The following is a 22404-nucleotide window of genomic DNA, read 5'->3' on the forward strand; positions in this document are numbered from 1 at the left end:
AAAACGGCCCGCAGGGGGCCGTTCTGGGAAGCAAAATGCAGGATGTTTGCGGCCGCGCGGTTCGATTATGTCAGGTTCTCCGGATTCAATCCGAGCAGCGCTTCCGCGACAAACCGTCCGTTCCGGCTAATCAGCATGTCGTCAAAATAAATCTCGCCGCCGCCGAACGGTTCTTTGAGCAGCAGCACGATGTCCCAGTGGATATCCGACCGGTTGCCGTTGTCCGCATTCGCATACGCTTGTCCGAGCGCGAAATGGAGGCTGCCGTTGATCTTCTCGTCGAAGCCGATATCGTTCATGATCCGGTTGACGTAAGGATTGACGCCGAGCGCGAATTCGCCGATCCGGCGCGCGCCCTCGTCGGCATCGAGCAGCTCGTTCAACTTGTCGTCGTTGTCGCTGCGGCTCGACACGATCTTCCCTTGTTCGAACGTAAACGACACCCTGCCGAAGTTCTGCCCGAGGTAGGAAGCTCCGGTATTGAACGTGATCGTGCCTTCGACCGAATCGAGGACGGGAGCCGTGTACACTTCGCCGTCGGGCAGGTTGACCTTGCCGTCGCATTTGACCGCATTCATGCCGGCGATGGAAAAAGACAAATCCGTATCCGGCGCGACGATGCGGACGCGGTCGGTTGCGTTCATCAGCTCGACCAGCGGGTCCATCGCGGCGGACATCCGGCTGTAATCCATCGTGCACGTATCGTACAGAAACTGCGCATACGATTCCGTGCTCATCTCCGCGAGCTGCGCGTACGCTTTCGTCGGATAATTGAACAAAATCCACTTTTTCTTCGTTTGTTCGTCGGTCACCGGTTTGTACCATTTGCGGTACGCGTCGCGCTTGGCAGCCGGCACGTCGGCGTATTCGAACACGTTGTTCTCGCCGAGCACGAGTACTACCGCGTCCATGCGCTGCATCTGTTCCAATTTGAACGCCGCGTCGAGCCGGAACTGCGCTTCGGTTCCGCCGAGCATCATGCGCCGGTTCACCGCATAATCGCTGACGTCGACAAAAGCGTGTCCGCCCGCCGCGTGGATCTCGTCGATAAAAGGCGCGAGTATATCGGCATCGTGCACGTCGAGCGCGCGAATCAATACGTTCTCGCCGGGCTGCACGCTGGCGGAATAGTGTACGACCGTGCGGGCAAGCCGCTGTAATCTGGGGTCTGTCATCTGTAGGGTCCTCCCGTAACGAATTCTGCTTGTATCATAAAGCAAAATCGGCGCGTTGTCTTGTGCCAAAAGAAAAGCCGCCCCGTACCGGATATCCGGCCTGGGGCGGCTTGAAAGCGGACGGGGGATCGTTCGCTTTGCCTGAAAAAGATTAAGGAGTCGGCTGTCCGCTTACGCTTGTGCCGGTCTTGGTCACGGTATACGTTACTTTGTCTCCGCTCCAGAAATGGAACGTGAGTTTGACCGGATCGTTATCGCGCAGCGTGTCGAGCAGCGTCTGCGTCAGAACGATCTCGTTCGCCGTATAATCCGGATCGAAAGTGCGTCCGAATTCCTTGAACGAAGTCCAGTCGTTCGGACCGGCGCTGCCGCCCGATACGTAGACCGCTTCCATCGTGGCGAGCTTGTCGCCGTTGAAGACGGTCGGAATCGCGAAATCGGTCGTCGTGCCGCTTGCCGCGCTCAATACCGGCGTTTGGTGCACGGTCAGGTAGAAGTTCCAGTCCGGGCCTTTGGTGAAGCCGGCTGTCAGCACGGCATTCACGCCGAGCTTGCCGCCGGAAGTCAGACGCTCAAGCGTCGCTGCCGGAATCGTCAGCGTCTCGCCGTTCAGCGTATACTCTTTGTTGCGCGTCAGGCGCTTGCCGTCGGCTTTGAGCGAAGTCAGCTTGTTGCCGTTCAGCTGGAGCTGGACGACGGCGTCCGCGATCTTCTCGCCCTGACGCAGTTGGATCAGGTCCGATTCGGCCACGGCGGAGCGCTGGTTCTGGCCGGAACGGATAATCTCGTACAGTTCGGGATCGGACCATTTGTACTGGGTCCGGCTGAAATGCTGTCCGTTATCCCACCACATGCCGGCGATATGCTTTTCCTTCAAATAATAAGTGAGGAATTCGAAAAATTTCAGCTTCTCGCCTTGTTCGATCACGTCGAGGCCCTGGTCAAAACCGAGCAGGCCGTACTCGCCCAGAATGACCGGAATGCCGCGGGCGGTAAACGTCTCGTACACGTCGTCGAACGTGTTCACGATATTGTCTTGCGTCTCCGCGTCGAACGTCGTTTTGCCGGCAACGTTTACGCTGAACGGCCAGTATCCGTAGTAATGCACGGTGGCGATCAGGTTTTTGTCGGCTTTGAGCTGTTCGAACGTTTTGTACAGTGCATCCATCCGTTCCTGCGACGGCGAAGCTTCAAGCGTCGACAGGACGAGCGGCCGGGTCGCGTTTTTGCCGCCCGAATCCCGCACGATCTTGTGGAACGACAGGTTCAGCTCGTCGAGCATGGACTGGGCTTTCGCTTCGTCCGTCGTGCCGCCGTCCGTGAAGCGCGGTTCGTTGACGCTCTCGAACGAAAGCTTGTCGGATTCGTTCTTGAAGCGGTCCGCGATCTGCTTCCAGATGGCGTTGTAGCGGGCGAGCGTCTCGTCGTGATTGCTCTCCATCTTGCTGATCCAGACCCACGAATCGTGGTGGACGTTGATCAGCACGTACAGGTTCTCGGAGCGGGCCCAACCGACGACTTCCGCGACGCGGTCGAGGTAGGCGGGATCGATTTTGTACTCCGGCGCCGGTCCGACATGGTTATCCCAGGTCACCGGAATCCGGATGCTGTTGAAGCCCTGGCGGGAGATTTGCTTGATCAGCTCGCGCGTGACGCGCGGATTGCCCCAGGCTGTTTCGTCGGCTCCGACGGAATCCAGCGTGTTGCCGAGGTTCCAGCCGGGCTGCATGCGATCGACGTACGTTTGCATCGGGCTCTTCGGCGGATTTTCGGCCGCGGAAGCGGTGCCGGCGGCTGCAGGCAGCAGCGTCAGCAGAAGAAGGGCGGCGAGCAGCATGGAAAAAGCGGGCTTAAAGCGTCTTTTGAACATGTAGGCCTCCTTGGTATGTAGAAATGGATGCGCGGCCCAATTTCTTGTAACCGCTTTATCTTTTACCCGACTAAAAGACCCGTGAACATAAAACGTTATCGAAAAGGGACTTTTTAGAAAATAAAATCGTTTCTTCGAGAAAAACGTTCGAATATTGAAATAAAGATGGGGCTTATTTTTGAGGGTTTTTTTCCGATAAACAAATATACGAAGGGTTTTTCTCAAAATAAGGAGCGTGCAAACGGGATGAAACGATTCAGATTCAATATTGGAGCCAAAATAGCAATCGGGTACCTGCTCGTCATCGTGCTCTTGGCGGCCGCGATCCTGGTCGTGCGCAGTCAGATCGACAAACTGGAAAGCGAAATGAATTTTATCGCGGGTCACGATATAGAGGTGCAGGAACGCATCAACCTGATCGGAAGATATGTCGGCGACATGGAGAACAGCCAGCGGGGATTCATCATCACCGGCGACGAGAAATATTTGGAACCCTACGAGACGGGCAGAACGGGTTGGGCCGAAAATTACGAAGCACTCTACGCCCTGCTCTCGGACAATCCCGCCCAGCAGGAAAAACTGAACGAGATCAAAGGCAAGATCGAGAACTGGACCCAGATCGCCGGCGAAGCGACGATCGCGATGAAGCGCACCGGGAACCAGGCGGGACTGGACCGGTTCTTCTCGGAAGATCCCGGCAAGAAGGACATGACGGAATTCAATCAACTGGTGAGCACTTTTATCAGCACGGAGATGGAATTGACGGACAAACGGGTAAGCAGTATGCATCAGAGCAACAAGGTCCTTAAAAATATGCTGTTCGTGCTGCTTGGAGTCATCCTGATCGTGTCGGTGCTGCTGGCGTGGTTCATCTCTTCGGGCGTGTCCCGCAGCCTCAAAGCGGTCACCGGAACGATCCGCGATATCGCTTCTTCCGGCGGAGACCTGACGAAGCGCATCGAAGTGCGGAGCAACGACGAGATCAAAGATCTCGGCGAAGCGACGAACCTGCTGCTGGTCAGCCTGCAGGACATGATTCGCGACCTCAAGGGCAACACGGTCGAACTGCTGAACGCTTCTTCCGCTTTACAGCAGGGCGCGCAGGAGAATTCCCGTTCCGTGAAGGAAGTGACGACGTCGATCCAGCGCGTGGCGGAAGGTTCGGAGCGGCAGGTGTCGCAGACGGAAGACATTTCCGCGGTGATGAAGCAGACGACTTCCGGCCTTGAGCAGGTGGCGGGAGCCGCTTCCGACGTGGCGGAGCTCGCCAAAGAGACGCGAGGCGTAGCCGCCGAAGGCGAACGCCGCATCCAGGCAAGCGTCGTGCAGGTACAAGGCGTGGCCGACGCGTTCATGAGCATCCGCGGCAGCGTCTCGGAGCTGGCGGAACGGTCGAGCGAAGTGCTGTCGATCACGGGCTACATCTCCGAGACATCCAGCCAGACCAACCTGCTCGCGCTTAACGCCGCGATCGAAGCGGCGCGCGCCGGCGAGCACGGGCTCGGCTTCAGCGTCGTCGCGTCCGAGATCCGCAAGCTCGCGGATCAGTCGTCCCGCTCGACGCAGGAGATCAGCCGCATCATCACGGCGATGACGAGCGGCATTCGCACGATCGTCGAACTGGTCGAAGCCAGTTCCGGCAGCGTCGAGCACGGCGTCGCGTCGCTCAGCGACGCGGGCAGCGCCTTCGAAGCGATCGTCGAGCGCGTCAATTCGCTCAGCGGCCAGATCGTGGAAGTCGCCGGCACCGTCGAAGAGATGTCGGCCGGTTCGCAGAGCGTGGACCGCTCGATCCACGAGATCACACGCGTGACCGAAGAGATGGCCGCGCTGACCGAGGAAGTCTCCGCCATGAGCGAACAGCAATCGGCGTCGATGAACGAGATGGAGAGCACTTCGTTCCAGCTCAAGGAAATGGCCGATTCGCTGTCCGGCATCGTGGAGAAGTTCAAGATCTGATCGGGCTCGGACCTGTCGGCGCATGACGGCGACAGGTTAGCCATTCCAACAAACCCGGTTCTCCAGATGGAGAGCCGGGTTTGTTTGGCGTGTGCGGGTTGTTTTGCGAGGGGAAGAAACAGCGGAAGAGTGAGCTAGCGAGATGATGAAATAGTGGGACAGCGGGGCTAAGGGACTGCAGGGGGCCAGCTGAATGCATGAATGGAATGCATGAGTTAAACGCATGAGTTAAACGCATGAATTGAGCGCTAACGAATCCTCAGATCGCTATGTGCCGATTTTTCGCTGCTTTTGCAATCTAACGAATCGTCACATCCCTATTAAGCGCTAAACGGTCATTTTAAAGCGATTTGCGGCAAATAGCGTGATTACGATTCGTTAAGTTTCGATAAAAGCGGTCTTGAGGGCAAATAGCGTGACTACGATTCGTTACAGCGTTATACAGAGACAAGCCCGGCGCTGTCACGCCGCTTTGCGCTGCCGCGCTGCTTTGCCCGGCAACCCTCGCCTTCCGCTTAGGACGCCGGAGGTTTTTTTCGCGCAGACCGAAAGCTTTTTTATGGGTCCCTTGTTCCTTTATAATGAGAGCAGGATATTACGGCAAAGCCGGATGCACAAAAGGAGGACGGCGAATATGTTCATCGTGAACGTGGAAGGCGCAATTCGCAAAGACGGGCGCTGGCTGCTGATCCGACGGGGAGCGGCGGAAGAACATGCGGCAGGCACGCTTGCGCTCGTGGGCGGCAAAGTGGAGACGCAAGGAGCGGAGTCGTCGATTCTCGAATTGACGCTGCGGCGCGAAATTGCGGAGGAAGTCGGCGTCTCGGTCGCACGGGACATGAGATATGCGCACAGCACGTCTTTTGTGACGGATCGCGGCGCGCCGGTAGTGAACGTGGTCTTTGCCTGCTTCTGGGAAAGCGGGGAGGCTTTTGCAGCCAGCCCGGACGAGGTGGCGGAGCTTGTATGGCTGACGACGGAAGAAGCGCTGCGCCGCCCCGACGTGCCGGAATGGACCCGCGACAGCCTGAAGCGGGCGGAAGAAGCGTTGGTTGGGCTGAATGGGCAGGCGGGAAGACTATAATTTTTTGACGGGGTGCGACGATGGAGTATTTTGTTACCGAGATCAAGATCAAAAAAGTGCGGCATATCGAGAACCTGCTTATTGCTTTGCCCAAAGAGAAGCGGACACATCTGCTGATTACAGGCAAGAACGGCAGCGGGAAAACTTCGGTGCTCGAAGGGATCAAGTGGCAGCTGGAAGGGATTCACTCGGGGGAATTTCTAAACTTGATGAGATGGCAGTCTACGAAAGAAAAGCTTGAGCAAGAACTTGAACAAGTTAAGCGAAAATCCCTTTTGAGGAGTCCGCATTTTGACGGAATAGAAAATGAACGTCAAATAAATTTGTTCGAAGAAAGCATCCAATACACCAAGGATAGTCTTGAGAAATACGCCAAGCTGGAGCTTCGCTTTTCTTCAATTCAGCACCTTGTCGCCGAAGCGCAATCCGGCCGCTTTATTCTCGCCTTTTTCGGAGCGAACCGCCAACTGTCCATGAAAGTGCCCGATGCGATTGCCAAAATTCACTTCAAAGACGCCTATGCGCCCAGCGAAAGAGTAGCCGATACTTTTCTTCAATATCTGGTATATCTGAAAACGCAGCAGGCCTTTTCGATGACGGGCGGAGATCAGGCAGAGGCCGATCGAATCCAAGGCTGGTTCGACAGGCTGCAGGAGCAGCTGCGCGAGCTGTTCGAAGACCCAAAGCTGAAGTTGGAATTCAATTCCCGCAATCTCAATTTCGTGCTGAGGCTTGAAGGCAAGCGAGAACCTTTCGATTTCACGGCGCTTTCCGCCGGTCATACCGCGTACTTGGAGATCGTGTCCGAACTTATTATGCGCATGGAGAAAAACGAGGTCAGCTCCTACGATCTGCAAGGCGTCGTTCTGATCGACGAGATCGAGACCCATCTGCACGTCAGCCTGCAAAAAAAGATACTGCCGTTTTTGACGACGCTTTTCCCCAAGCTTCAATTTATCGTGACGACGCACTCGCCGTTCGTTCTGAATTCAATCGGCGATACTGTCATTTGCGATCTGGAGAACCGGACGGTGATGCAGGACTTTTCCGCGTATTCGTATGAGAGCATCGTGGAAAAATATTTCGGGGCGGAACAGTATTCCGAGGAAATCAAAGAGAAAATGAACGAGTATATCGCCTTGTCGGAAAAAAGCAATCTGAACGTTCAGGAGGAAGTCGCGTTGGATCAGCTTCGAATGTATCTGGACAGCATCCCTTACAATATGGCTCCGGAAGTCAAAATCAAGTTCGATCGGTTGGAACTGGAGCGGGAGAGTGAGCAGCTTTGATCTTTTTCGAAAAATCACAGCCGGCTCCGGCTTCGCTTGCTTCCGAAAAACGAAAAGTTTCCGGGAGCTATAATCAACAGGACGTACTGGATCGATTGGTGGACGATTTCAAAAACAAATGTTATCTCTGCGAGCAGGACGAACTGGCGTCGATCAATATCGAGCACCGGATTCCGCATCGCGGAGACGCGGATCTCAAGTTCGATTGGAACAATCTGTTTCTGGCTTGCCCGCATTGCAACAATATCAAATTGGCGAAATACGGCGACATTCTGGATTGTACGTGCAAAACCGACGAGGTGGAAGACAGCATCAAGCTTAAGCTGGATTCTTTTCCGATGTCCGAAGTCGAGGTCGTGGCCAACAGAATGGACGACAGAACCAAGCAGACTGCGGAACTGCTCGATGCGGTGTACAACGGGACGACTCCGATGAAGACGAAAGAAGCGGAGAATCTAACGTCAAAACTCGATGCCGAGATTTATCAATTCCAGCAGCAGCTGCGCAGATACCTGGAAGCCAAAAAGCACGGAGACGAAGAAGAGATGCGAAGCTTGAGACGGAAGATCGGATACGGGTTGCAGAAAACTTCTCCGTTCACGTCTTTTAAACGATGGATCATTCGGGACAACCCCAAACGAAATATCGAATTCGGCGATTTGTTCGAAGTCGGCGACTAACCGGCGTAACCTCAAAAACCCGCCAACCCCGCACCAAAAAGCGGTCCCCGCTCGTATCCAACGAGCAGGAACCGCTTTTTTTTGCATAAGCCGTAATCCATAAACCCTACGCCTTACAAAGCCGTCTCCCGACCGCTCAACCGTGCGCCTGGACGTCTCCGTCCTTGCTCCACAGCTCCCGGAAATAGGCGCTGCGCGCAAGCAGATCCTCGAAGCGGCCCTGATCGACCAGTTCGCCGCCGCGCATAAGCAAGATGCGGTCGACGCTGCGGATCGCGTGCAGACGATGGGCGACGATGATCAAAGTGCGGCCGCGGAAGCGGTCCAGCACCGTCTCCATGATGCGGCGCTCCGTGATGTTGTCGAGCGCCGAGACCGGCTCGTCGAACACGACGAGGTCCCGCCGCTGGAACAGCACGCGGGCGAACGCGAGGCGCTGCTTCTCGCCGCCGGACAGCTTCATGCCGCGCTCGCCGACAGGCGTGTCGAGACCTTCCGGCAGGCTGCGCAGCTTGTCGCCGAGCCTGACGTCGTCGAGCGCGCGCAGCAGCTCGGCTTCGTCGGCCGGTGCGTCGAACGCCAGATTGCCGCGCAGCGTATCGTCGAAGATCGGGGCATCCTGCGAAATATACGAGGTGCGCGCGTACAGGCTGTCCAGGCACAGTTCGTCGATGTCGAAGCCGTCGATCGTCAGCCGTCCCGATTCTTTTTTGAGCAGGCCGAGCAGCAGCTTGACCAGAGTCGATTTGCCGCTGCCGCTGAGCCCGACGATCGCGGTCGACGAGCCGGCGGGCAGGGAGAACGAGACGCCGCGCAGCAGGGCGGGACGGTCCGCGTCGTAGCGAAACGATACGTGTTCGAATCGAATGCTTCCCCGCAGCGTCTCCACCTGCCGCCCGCGGTTCAGATTGCGGTCTTCCGGCGCATCAAGCGACCGTTCGAAGCGGTCGTAAGCCAATCGGTCGAGCCGGTAATTGACGTAGATCACGTTGAAAATGGCGATCGGCGAATACACTTTGTCGATCAGCAGCAGCAGCGCCAGCACCGTTCCGATCGTCGACTCGCCGGCGGCGATCTGCCGGATGCCGAGCGCCAGCACGACGATTTTGACGCCGATGATCAGAAGCTCGAACAAGGCGAAAAAAGATTCGTGGACCATGCGGATCTGCACGTTTTTGCGCACGATGTCGTCGGTAATGCCGTTCAGCTTGCGGATCTCGTCCGGATAGCGGCGGTTCAGGCGAAATACGACCAGTTCCATGAAGCCGCGCACCGAATACCGGGACAGGTTCTCCTGGCTCGCCAGCAGCGAAGCCTTGATGGAATACAGGAAGCGCAGCAGCAGGCGGGTCAACAAGAACACGACCGCGTAACCGGCCGCGATGACGAGCATGATGCCGGGGCTGTAGAAGCCGATGAACAGGAGGCTGAACAGCAGCGTCGGCAGCAGTTCGTGCAGGATGCGCAGGTAAAAGCCGTACACGATGCCCGCTCCGGCCTGCGCTCCGTTCTCGATGCTCTGGATCAGCTCGCCCGTGCCCAGATCGCGATAGGCGCGGTAATCCATGTTCGAGAGGCGGGTGAGCGCCAGCAGCTTGAGTTTCTCGGTGAGGCCGCGCGGCAGCTGGGTCTGCGGGTACTCCGCCGCGTAGTTCAGCAGGGCGCACGCGCCGAGCAGCACGCCGTAGAGCAGCAGCAGGCTGCCTAACTGGCCGAGGCCGGAGGAGAGCGAGATCCGGTCGATCAGCCGTTGAAACGTATGAATGCCGTAAGCCGAAGCGAACTGCAGGGCGAAGCCGAGCAGCACGTACAGCACGATTTGTTTTTTGAACAGGGACACGCTATTTTTTAACACACCAAAAACCGCCTTCCAAAAAGGGAATGAGTCGCTGCGGACGCAGCAAAAAGAGAAGGTTCCGTCCAGCATCATCGTGGTAAAACCAAGGGATGCGATCAGAAGGCAGAGAGCCCCCTTGATAGCCGGTACGCGTTTTGATCCGGCCCGATCCTTAGCTACTTCGAACGATGCGGCAGAACATTCTCCTCGTCACCCCATTTGGAAAGATGGGTTCACTATAGCAAAAAAAGCCCGTTAGGGCAAAATCGAAAAAAAGTTCAAAAAAAGTTCGCGGAAAATGCAACCAAACCGGCGGACTGTCCGTCTATGTAGTATCTGATTAAAAGGAACGGTCCCCGGAGACGATAAAACCCGTTCCCCGGCTCGTGCGCCGGAAGGAACGGGTTAATGGAAGATGTTGATTGAAGCGAATATGGGTGTGATGAATGTGAGAGAGTTGATGAAGACGAAGACGTGCGGAGAAAATCAGCTCTGGACCATTTGACCGTAAGACCAGTCGCTTGTCACGCGCTTGGCGGTCACGTAGCGTTTGCCCCAATACGAATTGGACAGGCTTGCGATGCTGACGCCTTTGCTGCTCGAAGAATTGGCAAACTTGCCGTTGCCTACGTAGAAGCCGACGTGCGAAATTCCGCGTCCCGTCGTGTTGAAGAAGACGAGATCCCCTACGCGGAGATTGGACTTGGATACGGTCGTGCCCTGCTGAGCCTGGCTTGCAGCCGTACGGGCCAGCGAAACGCCGAACTTTTTGAAAATATATCGGGTGAATCCGGAACAATCGAAACCTGAGGTCGTCGTGCCGCCGTATTTGTAAGGCGTGCCCGAGACTTGACTTACTGCGGCGTTAAGTGGTGCGGAGCTGGCGGCATATGTACTTGTGGCCCCCGACGTAAACAAAATGGCTGCTCCCAATACGGAAATGACAAGCTTCTTCAAAAATTTTTCCCCCTGATGCCTACGGAGTTAGCTAAGGGCTCGGTGGTAGGAATTTCCCTATACTCCCTCTGAAACAAGAATAATTCACCCGAAATGGTTCCCCCGTTTTCTTGCGTTAAGAAATTCGGCATTTATTAATATTTTGTAACTATTGATACTCTACCTTACTGACTATCGGTTTGTCAAACGCTCCTTTAAAACATAAAAAACTTATCGACATCGCATGATTATAACAGGCTGAAAACGAAACACAAGTGACAAATTTGTAATTATTGCTGGGAAAAACGCACGTATTTGTTACAATTGGCGGTACGGAAGGTTTCGCAAAGCCCGAACGAACAGCGTTTGATATTTCTTTTTCGGCAGTTTCGTCGTATTCGGCAATAGCTGTGCGCAAAAAAAATTATTTAAAATGTTGGGATTTTATCTCTTGGATTGGTGCTGTTTTACCGATTTATGGTATAGAGGACTCGAGCGGGAGGGCCTGGAGATGAACAACAAAGATATTCAAGATGAGATGGAAAGGCAGCGTCGAATTCTCCATCAGTTGGCCGACGAATACGGTTTCCTCGATCAGCGGGTGCTGGTGCAGTCGCAGAAGCTGGACGAATGGTTGAACGAATACGAACGCTACAAAAACGCATGACGGTTCATGTGAAGTTTTTTTATGAGAACGCTTGCCTGCTTACTGTTCTATTCAAGCGCGTAGCCTACGCGCTTTTTTGCGTTTGCCGTTAAATCGCCTTCTTGGCTTTCGGGGGCCCGATCTTTCGGGGTATACTTATAGAAGAAAATACGGGCATACGAGGAGGAAGCCGCATGGCAACGGAAATCGAACGCAAATTTTTGTTGGATCGCACGCCGGAAGAACTGATCGCCGCCGGATCGTTCCAGCGCCGCTCGCAGCAGACGATCGAGCAGACTTACCTGGCGCTGGACGAGCAGCAGGAGGTGCGCGTGCGCAGACTGGTCGACGCCGATACGGGCGAGGTTGAATATACGCACACGTTCAAGCAGGGCAACGGCATGAGCCGCGAAGAGATCGAATACTCCATTACCGAGAGCATCTACGACCAGCTGTTCCGGGCTTCGGGAGCGGTGCCGCTGACGAAGACCCGGACGACCGGGGAATGGAACGGATTCACGGTCGAACTGGACCGGTACGAACAGCTCGACCTGACGGTGGCCGAAGTCGAATTCGGGTCGCTCGAAGACGCGCAGGCGTTCTCCCCACCCGATTGGTTCGGCGAGGATATCAGTTCCAAGCGCGAATACAGCAACAAAAAAGTGTGGAAAGAACTGCAAAACCGCGCTTGAGGCCCGGCCGCTTCGAAAGAGTCGGCGCCGCAGGGCGGCCATATGTTACAATAGAGCCAATTCGTCCGCTTTCCGGCGGACAAATTTACGAAAGAGGTGAGGACTATCACGGTTCAAATTCATGTTCAACAAACGCCTAATCCCAATTCGGTTCGGGTCGGAGCGGATTCCGTTCTGTTCGAAGGTCCCAAAAGCACGTCGGTCAAAGCGGGAGAGCCGAGCGAGCATCCGCTGGCTGCGGCGCTCGTCGAAATCGACGGCGTGGACAACATTTTCGGCATGCGCGACTTCGTGACGGTCAGCAAACTGCCGGACGCAAGCTGGGACGATATCCTGCCCCAGGTCGAAGAAGCGTTCCGACGCGTATATCCATAGGACGCAGGTTTCGCTTGCCGAAGCCTTGACGTCCTGATCGACGAACGTCTCCTCCGACGGCATTGGGTTTCGCTTTCGGGTCGGGAGACGTTTTTGTTTGGATCTATAATGAAGTCAAACAGCCGGCTTCCGGTTATTACAATAGAGAAGACGAAAGTTGGACGAGCATGCGCATCAACAAATACGTGAGCGAGAGCGGTTACTGCTCGCGGCGGGAGACGGACCGGTTGATCGCCGCCGGGCGTATCGCGATCAACGGGGAAGCGTGCGCCGCCGGCGCCGACGTGCTTCCCGGCGATACGGTGACGATCGACGGGCTGCCTATTCCGCCCAAGGCGGAGCCGGTGTACCTCGCTCTCAACAAGCCGCGGGGCATCGTATGCACCCATGCTCCGGGCGTGGCCGGGAACATCGCCGATTATATGGACTACCCGGTACGGATCTTTCCGATAGGCCGGCTCGACAAAGATTCCGAAGGCCTGATCCTGCTGACCAACGACGGAGGCATCGTGAATCGAATGATGCGCGCGGAACACGGTCATGAAAAAGAATACGTCGTGACGGTGGACAAGCCGGTGACCGACGAATTTTTGCTTCGGATGGCCGGCGGCGTGCCGATCATGGACACGGTGACGCTGCCCTGCCGGACTTACCGGATCGGGGAATCGACGTTCGGCATCGTGCTGACGCAGGGATTGAACCGGCAGATTCGCCGCATGTGCAAAGAACTCGGCTTTCGGGTGCTGGAGCTGCGGCGCGAGCGGATCATGAACGTGCGGCTGGATGGCCTGGAGACAGGGCAGCGGCGGGAGCTCGGCGCGCAGGAACTCGGCGAGCTGCTGGCGGCGCTGCAGGACTAGGGCGCTGCAAGAACAAGGCGCTGCAAGAATAGAAGGAGCGGCGGATCTTCGCCGCGATTACAGATGAAGGGGCTGCTTGAGATGTTTGAATTCGACCAGATACCGTTTGCCGCGGAATTCGCGGAAAACCCGGAGCCTAGATGTCCCTGCATTTTGCTGTTGGATACTTCGTATTCGATGAGCGGACAGCCGATCGAAGAGCTGAACCGCGGACTGTCTTCGTTCAAGGAAGAATTGATGACCGACAGCATGTCGGTCAAGCGGGTGGAGCTGGCCGTGGTCAGCTTCGGCCCGGTGCAGGCGACGTCCGATTTCGGCACGCCGGACGACTTCTACCCGCCGATGCTGACGGCCAGCGGCAATACGCCGATGGGCGCGGCAATCGAGAAAGCGGTCGCGATGCTTGAAGACCGCAAAAACGTGTATAAGCAAAACGGCGTCTCCTATTACCGGCCGTGGATTTTCCTTATTACGGACGGAGCCCCGACCGACGACTGGCAGCGTGCCGCTTCGCTCGTGCGCGCAGGCGAAGCCGCCAAGTCGTTCATGTTCTTCGCGGTCGGCGTGGAGAACGCCGACATGAACGTGCTGAACCAGATCGCAACAAGGGCGCCGCTCAAGCTCAAAGGACTGCGCTTCGCGGACCTGTTCTCCTGGCTGTCGAATTCGCTGAATTCGGTGTCGCATTCGGCGCCGGGCGACCAGATCCGGCTGGAAAATCCGGCTACGCCGGAAGGATGGGCGCTGATCTGATGTGGAAGTACGCGAACGCTTCCGTGCGCGGCACGTCGCACGCCAAGACGGACAAGCCTTGTCAGGACTTTTCGCTGTGCCGGACGTTTGCGGCTTCGGGCGCGCAAGAGGTGCTGCTTGCGGCCGCTTCCGACGGGGCGGGCAGCGCTTCGCGTTCCGAAGAAGGCTCGGAGCTGGCCTGCACGATGTTCGCCGACGCGCTTGAGCGGCATTTCGGCCGGGGCGGGCGGATCGAACAGCTGACGCGCGAATTTTGCGAAGCGTGGCTGTCCCGGTTCCAGCGGGCCGTACGCGCCCGCGCGGCCAAAGCGGGCTGCCGCTCGCGCGAATTCGCCTGTACGTTTCTGGCGGCGGTCGTGAGCGGGGACACGGCGGTATTTATTCAGATCGGCGACGGCGCGATCGTATTTTCGGAGAAGGAGGACGACTACATGTGGGCATTTTGGCCGCAGCAGGGCGAATACGAGAATATGACTTACTTCGCGACGCAGAGCAGCGCCAAGAAAGTGCTGCAGCACAGCCTGCACGCGGGCCGGCAGTACGGCGAGATCGCCGTATTTACCGACGGCCTGCAGCGTCTGGCGCTGCATTACCAGACCCGCAGCGCCCATGCGCCGTTTTTCCGTCCTTTTTTCTCCGTGCTGAGACGGCTGGAAGCGGCGGATCAGAGCCGCTACGGTGATTCGCTGCACGCTTTTCTCGATTCGGGCCGGGTAAACGAGCGGACGGACGACGACAAGACGCTCGTTCTCGCGAGCCGGCTGGCGCCGCCGGAAGGCACGCCATGAAACGGGCCGATCGGATCGTGAACGGCAGCGGGGCGGAAGTGGTCTTCGGCCGGGAGCTCGGCCGCGGCGGGGAAGGATCGGTGTTCGAGTTAGTCGGGCAGTCCGATCTGGTGGCGAAGGTGTATCACAAGCCGCTGCCCAAAGACAAGCAGGAGAAGATCGAAGCGATGGTCCGGTTGAAGACGGAACGGCTGCTGCGGTTTACGGTGTGGCCCGTCGACGTGCTGCGCGACGCCGGCCGGCGGATCATCGGCTTCCTCATGCCGTGCCTGAGCGGCAAAGAAATCCACAAACTATACGGCCCCAAGACCCGGCTGACGGAATTTCCGCAGGCCGGCTATTCGTTCCTCGTACATACCGCGGCCAATCTGGCGCGCGCTTTCGCGGCCGTGCATGAAGCCGGCCATGTCGTCGGAGACATCAACCACAGCAATTTCTACGTCACCGACCAGGCGACGATCCTGATGCTGGACTGCGACAGCTTCCAGGTGCAGTCCGGCGGCACGCGCTTCGGCTGCGACGTCGGCATTCCGATGTATATGCCGCCGGAACTTCAGGGCGTCACTTCTTTTCGCGGCGTCGTGCGCACGCGCAACCACGACAACTTCGGCTTGGCCGCCTTCATCTTCATGCTGCTGTTTATGGGCCGCCATCCGTTCGCGGGCAAATATTCCGGCACGGGCGACATGCCGATCGAGCGGGCAATCCGCGAATTCCGGTTCGCGTACGGTCCCGCTTCGGCGGCCCGGCAGATGCAGCCGCCTCCGGGCTCGCTGCCGCTGCAGGTGCTTCCTCCGGCCGTGCAGGCACTGTTCGTGCGCGCTTTCGCGCAGGAATCGATGACGCGCCGGCCCGAGGCGCAGGAGTGGATCGAAGCGCTGCAGGAGATGGGCGGGCATCTCTCTTCCTGCGCGCGCAACCCCGGGCACCAGTATCCGTCGCAGGTCGGTTCCTGTCCGTGGTGCGCGATGGAGTCCGCGACGGGCGGACTGCTGTTTCGCCCGTCGCATGCCGCGCCGCACGGCTCGGCGGGAGACCGCGCCTCCGCGCAGGCGGGCGGTTCTGCCGGCGCCGCGGCCAACTTCCAGCTGCCGGTCGTCTGGATGCAGATCCAGCGCGTGCCGCAGCCGCCGCAGGCCGGCACGCTGCCGGAACCGGCGTCGCAGTCTTCGCAGCTGTCGGGGCCCGTGGCCGCGTATTTGCGGCGGCGCAAATGGCGGGGCGGCCTGTCGCTGCTGTCGCTGGCCGCGGCGGCGGGCATCTGGATCTTCCTGCCGGGCTTCTGGATATTGACGGTCGGCGGATGGGCCGGGTTCAATCTGCTGCTGCTGGCGGCAGGCAGAGGGCGGCGCAGACTGCGCGAGACACGGTCGGATGAACGCGAGCAGCTTAGAGGCCGCTGGGAAGAGCTGTCGCGCCGGTACCGCGACGCCGGGCGCTCCGGCGCTTTTGCCGGGAAGCTGCGGGAGCTGGAGCAGGCGAGGCGCGAGTACCTCGATCTGGAGAGCTTCCGGGCGGGAGAGCTGCGCCGCCTGGAGAACAAGCAGCGCACGCTGCAGCTTCAGGCGTATCTGCGCCGGCAGCGGATCGAGCAGGCCCAGCTCGACGGGATCGGCCCGGGCCGCCGGGCGACGCTTGCGCTGTTCGGCATCGAGACGGCGCTGGAAGTCGAGACGCAGCGTCTGGCGCGGGTGCCCGGCTTCGGTCCGGCCAATACGCGCATGCTGCTGGCGTGGCGCGACCGCCTGGAACGGCGCTTCGCGTTCGACCCGGTGCTCGGCCGGGTGCCGCAGGCGGAAGTGCTCGCCGTGGAACGGGCGGTCGAAGCCCGGACGCGCGAACTGGAACGGCGGCTGTCGGCCGGCCCGGCCGAGCTGATGCGGATCAGCTCGGGCATTCGCGCGAAGCAGGAAGCTGCGCTGCGCGAAGCGGGCGGGACGGCCCGGGCGCTGGCGCAGGCCGAACTGGACTTGCAGGCGCTCTAGGCCGCGCGAAGTATAATGCGGCGCGTCTCCGTGCAGCACCCAAAAAGATCGACCAAGCTCCGCGTCAGGCGGGCTTTGGTCGGTCTTTTTTTGGGTCCGCCGCCTCATGTTCATTTTTTGTATATGTGCCTCCCTTATGCTTCTTCTCAGGCAAGTGCCAAGCGAGCATTTTGATATCAGCAAAGGGAGGACAACAACAGATGAGAAAGAGAATGAGCCTGCTGGTCATCGGCCTGCTGCTCGTCGTGCAAATCCTGCAAGGATTCGGATTCGCGACGAACGCAAGCGCGCAGCAGACCGTGACGGAGGCGACGTATGCCTCGGAGGCGACCGACGGAGCGTCGGCGCAGCCAAGCGCAGACGTTATCGTCGACGACGAATCACAAACGAACGAACCGCAAACGGAAGAATCGCAAACGGAGAAACCGCAAGCGGAAGAACCGCAAACGGAGGAACCGCAAGATAAGGAAACGGCGGACGAAACGGAACTTTCCGCTTTGGCGCAGGAGCCGCGGGCTCCGAAAGCGATGACGGAGAACCTGATTACGTCCGTCAACCTGACCGTGTTCGATGCGGCAGGCAGCACGGTAACGGATGCCGTGTACGAGCAGGGCTCCAAAGTGAAGCTCGACTTCAACTGGGCGCTCGCCGACGGACACGATTACGTGCAGGGCGATACGTTCACGTTCGACCTGCTTCCGGAGAACAAGTTCGTCATTTTCAATGACATCTCGGGCGACCTGATCATGGAAGACGGAGAGAGCGTCGGTACGTTCGCCGTCAATCGCCAGACGCGTCAGGTCGTCATGACCTTCAACGAATTTATCGCGCAGTACGACGCGGTTCAGGGCAAGATCAGCCTGGAGACCCAGTTCGACAAACAGAAGATTACGGGTTCCACCCAGCAGCAGATCAAATTCCCGATTAATGGCAGCGAACAGGTCGTCGATCTGGTGTTCAAAGCGGACATCAAGCCGGCGATGAGCAAAACGGGCGCTCCAAATGGCAATCTGAATGCCAAAAGTATCAACTGGACACTCGAAGTGAACCGTACCGGACAGACCGTGCAAAATGCGGTCGTGACCGATCCGCTTCCGAAAGGGTTGGCACTGCAGGCCGGTTCGGTAGCGGTCTACCCGATGACGTTCAATCTGGACGGCACGGCTTCGGCTCAGGGAACGGCTCTGGACGCCAACGATTATACGATCGGCCAGACGGCGAACGGAGAAGCTTTTACGCTTTCTTTTAAAAATCCGATCAGCAGCGCGTACCAAATCAAGTTTGCGACGGATCTGACCGCGGATGCGGCATTCGTCAACGACGAAGCCCGATTCGAAAACAAAGCGACCTTCGGCGGAGACGGAATCGACGGGGCCGACGCGTCCGCGACGGTCACGGTGAAGTCCGGGCAGCTGCTGGACAAGCAAACGACCGGCTATAACAAACAAACCCAGACGATCGATTGGGCGATCAAGTACAATTACGGCGAACAGAACATCGCAAGCGCCGTTCTGACCGACTCTTTCGACGACTCGCACAGGCTCAAAGGCGACGTGAAAGTGTACGAAGTGTCGCTTGCGACAGGCACTCCGGTCAAAGGGGCCCTGGTCGACGCGTTGGACTATGAAGTGACGCCGACACCGGCGGCCGGCGGCAAAACCGGCTTTACGTTGACGTTCGATCAGGCGATCGATTCCGCTTACCTGATCGAGTATCAAACGGAGACGTCCGGCGAAGTGTACACGGACGGCAAAGTCGTCAACCGCGTCACGACGGGCGGCATCACGAAGGAAGCGACCCGCAATGTGCTGCAGGCGTTCGGCGAGAAGAAGCTGAGCGGCACGAACTACACGACGCAGCGCGCGACGTGGACGATTACGCTGAATGAGAACAAAGCGCCGATGGACAAGCTCACACTTACCGATACGTTCACGAACGGCGGATTGACGCTCGTGCCGGGTACGCTGAGCGTCAAGAACTCGGCCGGTGGCACGGTCGCTCCGGCGGACTATACGCTGGCACCGTACGGCACGCCGGGCAGTTACAAAAACGGCTTCACGCTGGAGTTCAACGGAACGGTGTCCGACAAATATACGGTCACGTACCAAACGTCGTTCGATACGGACGACCTGACAGGCACCGGCAAGACGATGCCGAACAGAGCCGTGATCGCCTGGATCGACACGATCACGACGACGGACCGCACGTTGACCGTCACCGATACGCTGGACCCGAACGGCTATACCAAAAACAACGGGTACAAAAACGGAACGTACAATGCCAAGACCAAAGAAATCACGTGGAACGTAGGCTTGAACTACAACCGGGACAAGCTTGCGACCGCTTCGATCGAAGACGCGCTGGAAGCCAATCAGAAGCTGGTCGACGGTTCGGTCGCCCTGCACGAGATGACGATCGCTTCGAACGGAACGCCGACGATCGGCAGCGCGGTGCCGCAGGCCGATTACAAAGCGGAGTATGATTCCGCCAGCCGCAAGCTCGTCGTTTCTTTTAACGAAGAAATCGATTCCGCTTACGTCCTGACTTTCCGCACGAGCCTCGAAGGCAAATTGATCGACAACACGGCCAAGAACACGGCAATCGTGAAAAACGGCCCGACCGTATCCGCTTCGCTGACCGGATCGGTATCGATTCCGAACGGCGGCGAATACGTATCGAAAAAAGGCGCGCAAAGCGGCGAGATGATCGATTGGCAGATCGTGATTAATGCCGGACAATCTTACGTAAGCGAAGCCTCCATCACCGATACGCCAAGCGCGAATCAATCGCTTGTGCCGAGCACGTTCAAGCTGTACAAAGCCGAAGCGGCCGCGAACGGCACGCTGACGAAATCGGGAGACCCACTGAAGGAAGGCGAAGCGTACCTACTCAAAATCGAACGCGACGCGCAGGGCAAAGAGTTCTTTACCCTGACTTTCAACTCGGACATCTCTTCGGCTTACATCTTGCAGTACCAGTCGCTGATCAACGCCAATAACGGCGAAAAAGTAGGCAATACCGTCGCTTTCCAGGGAAAAAACGTGGAGACGGTAAGCAAACAGACAAGCGAAGAAGTGACCGTGGGCGTATCGTCCGGTTCGGGCTCCGGCAGCGGAGTTCGCGGTCAACTGACCGTCGTCAAAGTCGATGCGCAGGATGCCGCGAAAATGCTTGCAGGCGCGACTTTCACGCTTGACCGCAAACTGGCGAACGGAACCGTCGTTCGAATCGGCACGCAAACGACCGGAGCCGACGGCAAAGCGGTCTTCGAGAAGCTGCTCTCCGGCAGCTATATCCTGCAGGAGACGCAGGCTCCCGAAGGCTATGAACTGAACCTCGGCGCTGCCGGGCAGGCTGTGACGATCGAGGCTTCGGGCACGAACGTCGTTACGGTCAAGAACAGTCAAAAACCGACGGAACCGGTGACACCGCCTGTGACACCTCCGGTAGACCCGCCGGTGACGCCGCCCGTCACCCCGCCGGTCGATCCGCCTGTGACGCCTCCGGTCGATCCCCCGGTGACGCCGCCGGGCCCTCCGGTGAACCCGCCGGTCACGCCGACACCGGAACCTCCGGTACCGCAGACACCTCCGCCGGTCATCCCGACGCCGGAGACGCCTGCGCCCGTAACCCCGCCGCCGGTCATTCCGGCGACGGAAGAACCGACGCCTAGACCGCCGGGGCTGTACTTCCCGGAATTCCCGCTTCCGACACCGCTTATCGTCGTGCCGGAAGACGGACCGCCTGCGGGTGGACTGGACGTCGATCCCGATCCGGCGACGCCGGAACCGACGCCGACGCCGACGCCGACCCCGACCGTTCCCGCGGAACCGGCCGCTCCGACGCCGACCGTGCCTCAGCCGGACGACAGCATCGATATTGTCGACGAGACGCCGCAGGGCGGACTCGACGTCGATCCGGACCCGAATCCGAACGCGAACCCGGTACCGGGGCAGCCTCAGCCCGTACCGGCTCCGATCGAGTCGCCGGACGGCCCGACGCCGGGCGGAACGGTCGAAGTTCAAGGCGGCGTCCTGCCGCAGACCGGCGAATTCGATACGGTTCCGACCCGCGCTTTGGGCTTCGGCCTGATCCTGCTCGGTCTGCTCGGATTCCTGCTCGTGCGCAAAAAAGGACTGGAGAACCGGGATTGATCCTGATCCGTTAAACGTACAAAAAAAGCCGCTTCGCGAAGTGTACTCACACTTCGGAAGCGGCTTTTCTCTGTTCCGGCACGCTATGCGCCGGTCAGTCTCAATTCGGGCCCGAGCGCAGGGCGATCGGGACGTTCCCGCCGCCGGCGAACTCTCCGGCGTTCCAGCTCGTGTACCACTGCGACAAGATCAGGGGCAGCTCGACGTCAAGCTCCTGTTCGAACAGCGTCTCCGCCGTTCGGTAGCATTCGTCGACCGCGAGCCGGTCGCCCAGCATGGCGTAAGCTTGCAGCAGGCCCAGATGCGCATATTCGGAATACGGATGCAGCAGCGTCAGCTTTTTGTACTGCGCGGCCGCTTCGGCCGTCTGGCCGCTGTCCAGCAAAAACAAGGCGAGGCCGGAAGCGTGATGCAGCTGCAGGGCGCGCAGCCGTTGACGTTCGCCTTCCGCCCATTCGTAATCGTAATCGGCGAGATAGTCGCCGATATACAGTTCCGAAAGGCGCAGATGCCGGGCGCAGGTGGCGGCCGTGACCGCTCCGAGCGAACGGATGCCGGTCTCGAACCGGTCGACGTCCAGCACGACGCCGCCCAAGTGCAGCGTGTAGCCTTCGCCGCCGCTCGTATTGACGATCTCCGCGTGGATGCCGCTCTGCTTGAGGCATTGGCGGATCTGGTAGATCGCCGTATACAGATAAGTCGAAGCCCGCTTGAACGGGGACTCGGGCCAGAACTGCTGGATCAGGCGTTCTTTGGCGACGAAACGTTCGCGGTGATGAAGCAGGTACGCGAACAGCTCCTGCGCGCGCGTCGTGCGCCAGCGGAACGCCGGAACTTCGGAGCTGCCCGGGACGGCATAGGGACGAAGCGTTTTGAAGCAGCCGACCATCGTCTCTTCGGCCGGCACTTCGGGAGCCTCGGCTTCCTGGCGCCGGCCGCTCAGGCGCGTGAGCGTCTTCGCCAGGCGCGTCCGCTGCACGGGCTTCAGCACGTAATCGAGCGCGTTCAGCTCGAACGCTTCGATCGCGTACCGGTCGTATCCGGTCACGAATACGATGTCGGACCCGGGACTTGCCTGCTGCATCATCTCGGCGGCCTGCATGCCGTTGATCTCCGGCATGACGATATCGAGAAAGATGACGTCGGGCTGGCTCAGACGGGCCGCTTCCACGGCTGCGGCCGGGTCGGTATACGACTCGATACTGTCGAATTCCGGCAGTTCGCGCAGCAGCTTTTCCATATGCATCACGGCCAGCTTCTCATCGTCGATCAGCAGAGCCTTCATCATGTTCGATTCACCTCTTTAGCGATATTCTTCTGG

17 protein-coding genes and 1 riboswitch are annotated in these 22404 nt (G+C 58.5%); of the genes, 12 read left to right on the forward strand and 5 right to left on the reverse strand.

Translation table 11 applies throughout. The annotated features are described in order from the left end of the window. Positions 1 to 65: 65 nt before the first annotated feature. Together FFV09_RS14940 and FFV09_RS14945 are read right to left on the reverse strand one after the other, a co-directional pair. Positions 66 to 1175: an aminopeptidase gene (locus FFV09_RS14940; protein ID WP_141448568.1), complete on the reverse strand. Its 1110-nt coding sequence runs from the start codon at positions 1173 to 1175 to the stop codon at positions 66 to 68. Positions 1176 to 1326: 151 nt separating this feature from the next. Then, positions 1327 to 3045, reverse strand: coding sequence for a cellulase family glycosylhydrolase (locus tag FFV09_RS14945; protein ID WP_141448569.1), 1719 nt, complete (start codon positions 3043 to 3045; stop codon positions 1327 to 1329). Between the two features lie 246 nt (positions 3046 to 3291). On the opposite strand from FFV09_RS14945, the gene FFV09_RS14950 reads away from it, so the two are divergent. The 4 genes from FFV09_RS14950 (at position 3292) to FFV09_RS14965 (ending at position 8057) form a co-directional block, all read left to right on the forward strand. After that, a complete protein-coding gene (locus FFV09_RS14950; RefSeq protein WP_170315039.1) occupies positions 3292 to 5004 on the forward strand; it encodes a methyl-accepting chemotaxis protein in 1713 nt (570 codons plus the stop codon). Between the two features lie 634 nt (positions 5005 to 5638). Further along, on the forward strand, positions 5639 to 6088 hold the full coding sequence (locus tag FFV09_RS14955) for an NUDIX domain-containing protein (protein ID WP_141448571.1): 450 nt from the start codon (positions 5639 to 5641) through the stop codon (positions 6086 to 6088). A gap of 20 nt (positions 6089 to 6108) precedes the next feature. Further along, positions 6109 to 7377, forward strand: a complete 1269-nt coding sequence (locus FFV09_RS14960) for an AAA family ATPase (protein ID WP_141448572.1) — start codon at positions 6109 to 6111, stop codon at positions 7375 to 7377. 98 nt (positions 7378 to 7475) lie between these two features. Next, on the forward strand, positions 7476 to 8057 hold the full coding sequence (locus tag FFV09_RS14965) for an HNH endonuclease (protein ID WP_170315040.1): 582 nt from the start codon (positions 7476 to 7478) through the stop codon (positions 8055 to 8057). A 136-nt stretch (positions 8058 to 8193) separates the two neighbouring features. Here FFV09_RS14965 and FFV09_RS14970 read toward each other — a convergent pair whose 3' ends face one another. Together FFV09_RS14970 and FFV09_RS14975 are read right to left on the reverse strand one after the other, a co-directional pair. After that, complete coding sequence (locus tag FFV09_RS14970) at positions 8194 to 9912, reverse strand: ABC transporter ATP-binding protein (RefSeq protein ID WP_141448574.1); 1719 nt, start codon at positions 9910 to 9912, stop codon at positions 8194 to 8196. A 468-nt stretch (positions 9913 to 10380) separates the two neighbouring features. Then, positions 10381 to 10851 carry a C40 family peptidase gene (locus FFV09_RS14975; RefSeq protein WP_141448575.1) on the reverse strand — a complete coding sequence of 157 codons (471 nt, stop codon included), beginning with the start codon at positions 10849 to 10851 and terminating at the stop codon, positions 10381 to 10383. 1 nt (position 10852) lies between these two features. Next, positions 10853 to 10991, reverse strand: a riboswitch (cyclic di-AMP (ydaO/yuaA leader). 350 nt (positions 10992 to 11341) lie between these two features. Here FFV09_RS14975 and FFV09_RS14980 point away from each other — a divergent pair. From FFV09_RS14980 to FFV09_RS15015, 8 genes are all read left to right on the forward strand, one after another. Further along, positions 11342 to 11497, forward strand: coding sequence for an aspartyl-phosphate phosphatase Spo0E family protein (locus tag FFV09_RS14980; protein WP_141448576.1), 156 nt, complete (start codon positions 11342 to 11344; stop codon positions 11495 to 11497). 173 nt (positions 11498 to 11670) lie between these two features. Then, complete coding sequence (locus tag FFV09_RS14985) at positions 11671 to 12168, forward strand: CYTH domain-containing protein (protein ID WP_141448577.1); 498 nt, start codon at positions 11671 to 11673, stop codon at positions 12166 to 12168. 96 nt (positions 12169 to 12264) lie between these two features. Next, positions 12265 to 12543: a NifU N-terminal domain-containing protein gene (locus tag FFV09_RS14990; RefSeq protein WP_337190062.1), complete on the forward strand. Its 279-nt coding sequence runs from the start codon at positions 12265 to 12267 to the stop codon at positions 12541 to 12543. Between the two features lie 167 nt (positions 12544 to 12710). Beyond that, on the forward strand, positions 12711 to 13403 hold the full coding sequence (locus FFV09_RS14995) for a pseudouridine synthase (RefSeq protein WP_141448578.1): 693 nt from the start codon (positions 12711 to 12713) through the stop codon (positions 13401 to 13403). Positions 13404 to 13484: 81 nt separating this feature from the next. Continuing rightward, positions 13485 to 14156, forward strand: a complete 672-nt coding sequence (locus FFV09_RS15000) for a vWA domain-containing protein (RefSeq protein ID WP_141448579.1) — start codon at positions 13485 to 13487, stop codon at positions 14154 to 14156. Beyond that, the gene (locus tag FFV09_RS15005; RefSeq protein ID WP_170315041.1) at positions 14156 to 14944 is read left to right on the forward strand and encodes a PP2C family serine/threonine-protein phosphatase; all 789 of its coding nucleotides are present in this window, start codon (positions 14156 to 14158) and stop codon (positions 14942 to 14944) included. The genes FFV09_RS15000 and FFV09_RS15005 overlap by 1 nt, the downstream gene beginning before the upstream one ends. After that, entirely contained in the window at positions 14941 to 16929 is a 1989-nt protein-coding gene (locus tag FFV09_RS15010) for a helix-hairpin-helix domain-containing protein (protein ID WP_141448581.1), read from the forward strand. The genes FFV09_RS15005 and FFV09_RS15010 overlap by 4 nt, the downstream gene beginning before the upstream one ends. A gap of 200 nt (positions 16930 to 17129) precedes the next feature. Then, positions 17130 to 21083, forward strand: coding sequence for a collagen binding domain-containing protein (locus FFV09_RS15015; protein ID WP_141448582.1), 3954 nt, complete (start codon positions 17130 to 17132; stop codon positions 21081 to 21083). Positions 21084 to 21183: 100 nt separating this feature from the next. On the opposite strand, the gene FFV09_RS15020 is transcribed toward FFV09_RS15015, so the two are convergent. Beyond that, positions 21184 to 22371 (reverse strand): response regulator, encoded by a 1188-nt coding sequence (locus tag FFV09_RS15020; RefSeq protein WP_141448583.1) that lies wholly within the window; start codon positions 22369 to 22371, stop codon positions 21184 to 21186. Positions 22372 to 22404 lie beyond the last annotated feature (33 nt).

The organism is Saccharibacillus brassicae (assembly GCF_006542275.1).
GTDB lineage: Bacteria > Bacillota > Bacilli > Paenibacillales > Paenibacillaceae > Saccharibacillus > Saccharibacillus brassicae.

Coding starts and splice junctions, on each gene's coding strand:
- FFV09_RS14940 (WP_141448568.1), bottom strand. CDS start 1,175: ATGACAGACCCCAGATTACAGCGGCTTGCCCGCACGGTCGTACACTAT.
- FFV09_RS14945 (WP_141448569.1), bottom strand. CDS start 3,045: ATGTTCAAAAGACGCTTTAAGCCCGCTTTTTCCATGCTGCTCGCCGCC.
- FFV09_RS14950 (WP_170315039.1), top strand. CDS start 3,292: ATGAAACGATTCAGATTCAATATTGGAGCCAAAATAGCAATCGGGTAC.
- FFV09_RS14955 (WP_141448571.1), top strand. CDS start 5,639: ATGTTCATCGTGAACGTGGAAGGCGCAATTCGCAAAGACGGGCGCTGG.
- FFV09_RS14960 (WP_141448572.1), top strand. CDS start 6,109: ATGGAGTATTTTGTTACCGAGATCAAGATCAAAAAAGTGCGGCATATC.
- FFV09_RS14980 (WP_141448576.1), top strand. CDS start 11,342: ATGAACAACAAAGATATTCAAGATGAGATGGAAAGGCAGCGTCGAATT.
- FFV09_RS14985 (WP_141448577.1), top strand. CDS start 11,671: ATGGCAACGGAAATCGAACGCAAATTTTTGTTGGATCGCACGCCGGAA.
- FFV09_RS14995 (WP_141448578.1), top strand. CDS start 12,711: ATGCGCATCAACAAATACGTGAGCGAGAGCGGTTACTGCTCGCGGCGG.
- FFV09_RS15000 (WP_141448579.1), top strand. CDS start 13,485: ATGTTTGAATTCGACCAGATACCGTTTGCCGCGGAATTCGCGGAAAAC.
- FFV09_RS15005 (WP_170315041.1), top strand. CDS start 14,156: ATGTGGAAGTACGCGAACGCTTCCGTGCGCGGCACGTCGCACGCCAAG.
- FFV09_RS15010 (WP_141448581.1), top strand. CDS start 14,941: ATGAAACGGGCCGATCGGATCGTGAACGGCAGCGGGGCGGAAGTGGTC.
- FFV09_RS15015 (WP_141448582.1), top strand. CDS start 17,130: ATGAGAAAGAGAATGAGCCTGCTGGTCATCGGCCTGCTGCTCGTCGTG.
- FFV09_RS15020 (WP_141448583.1), bottom strand. CDS start 22,371: ATGATGAAGGCTCTGCTGATCGACGATGAGAAGCTGGCCGTGATGCAT.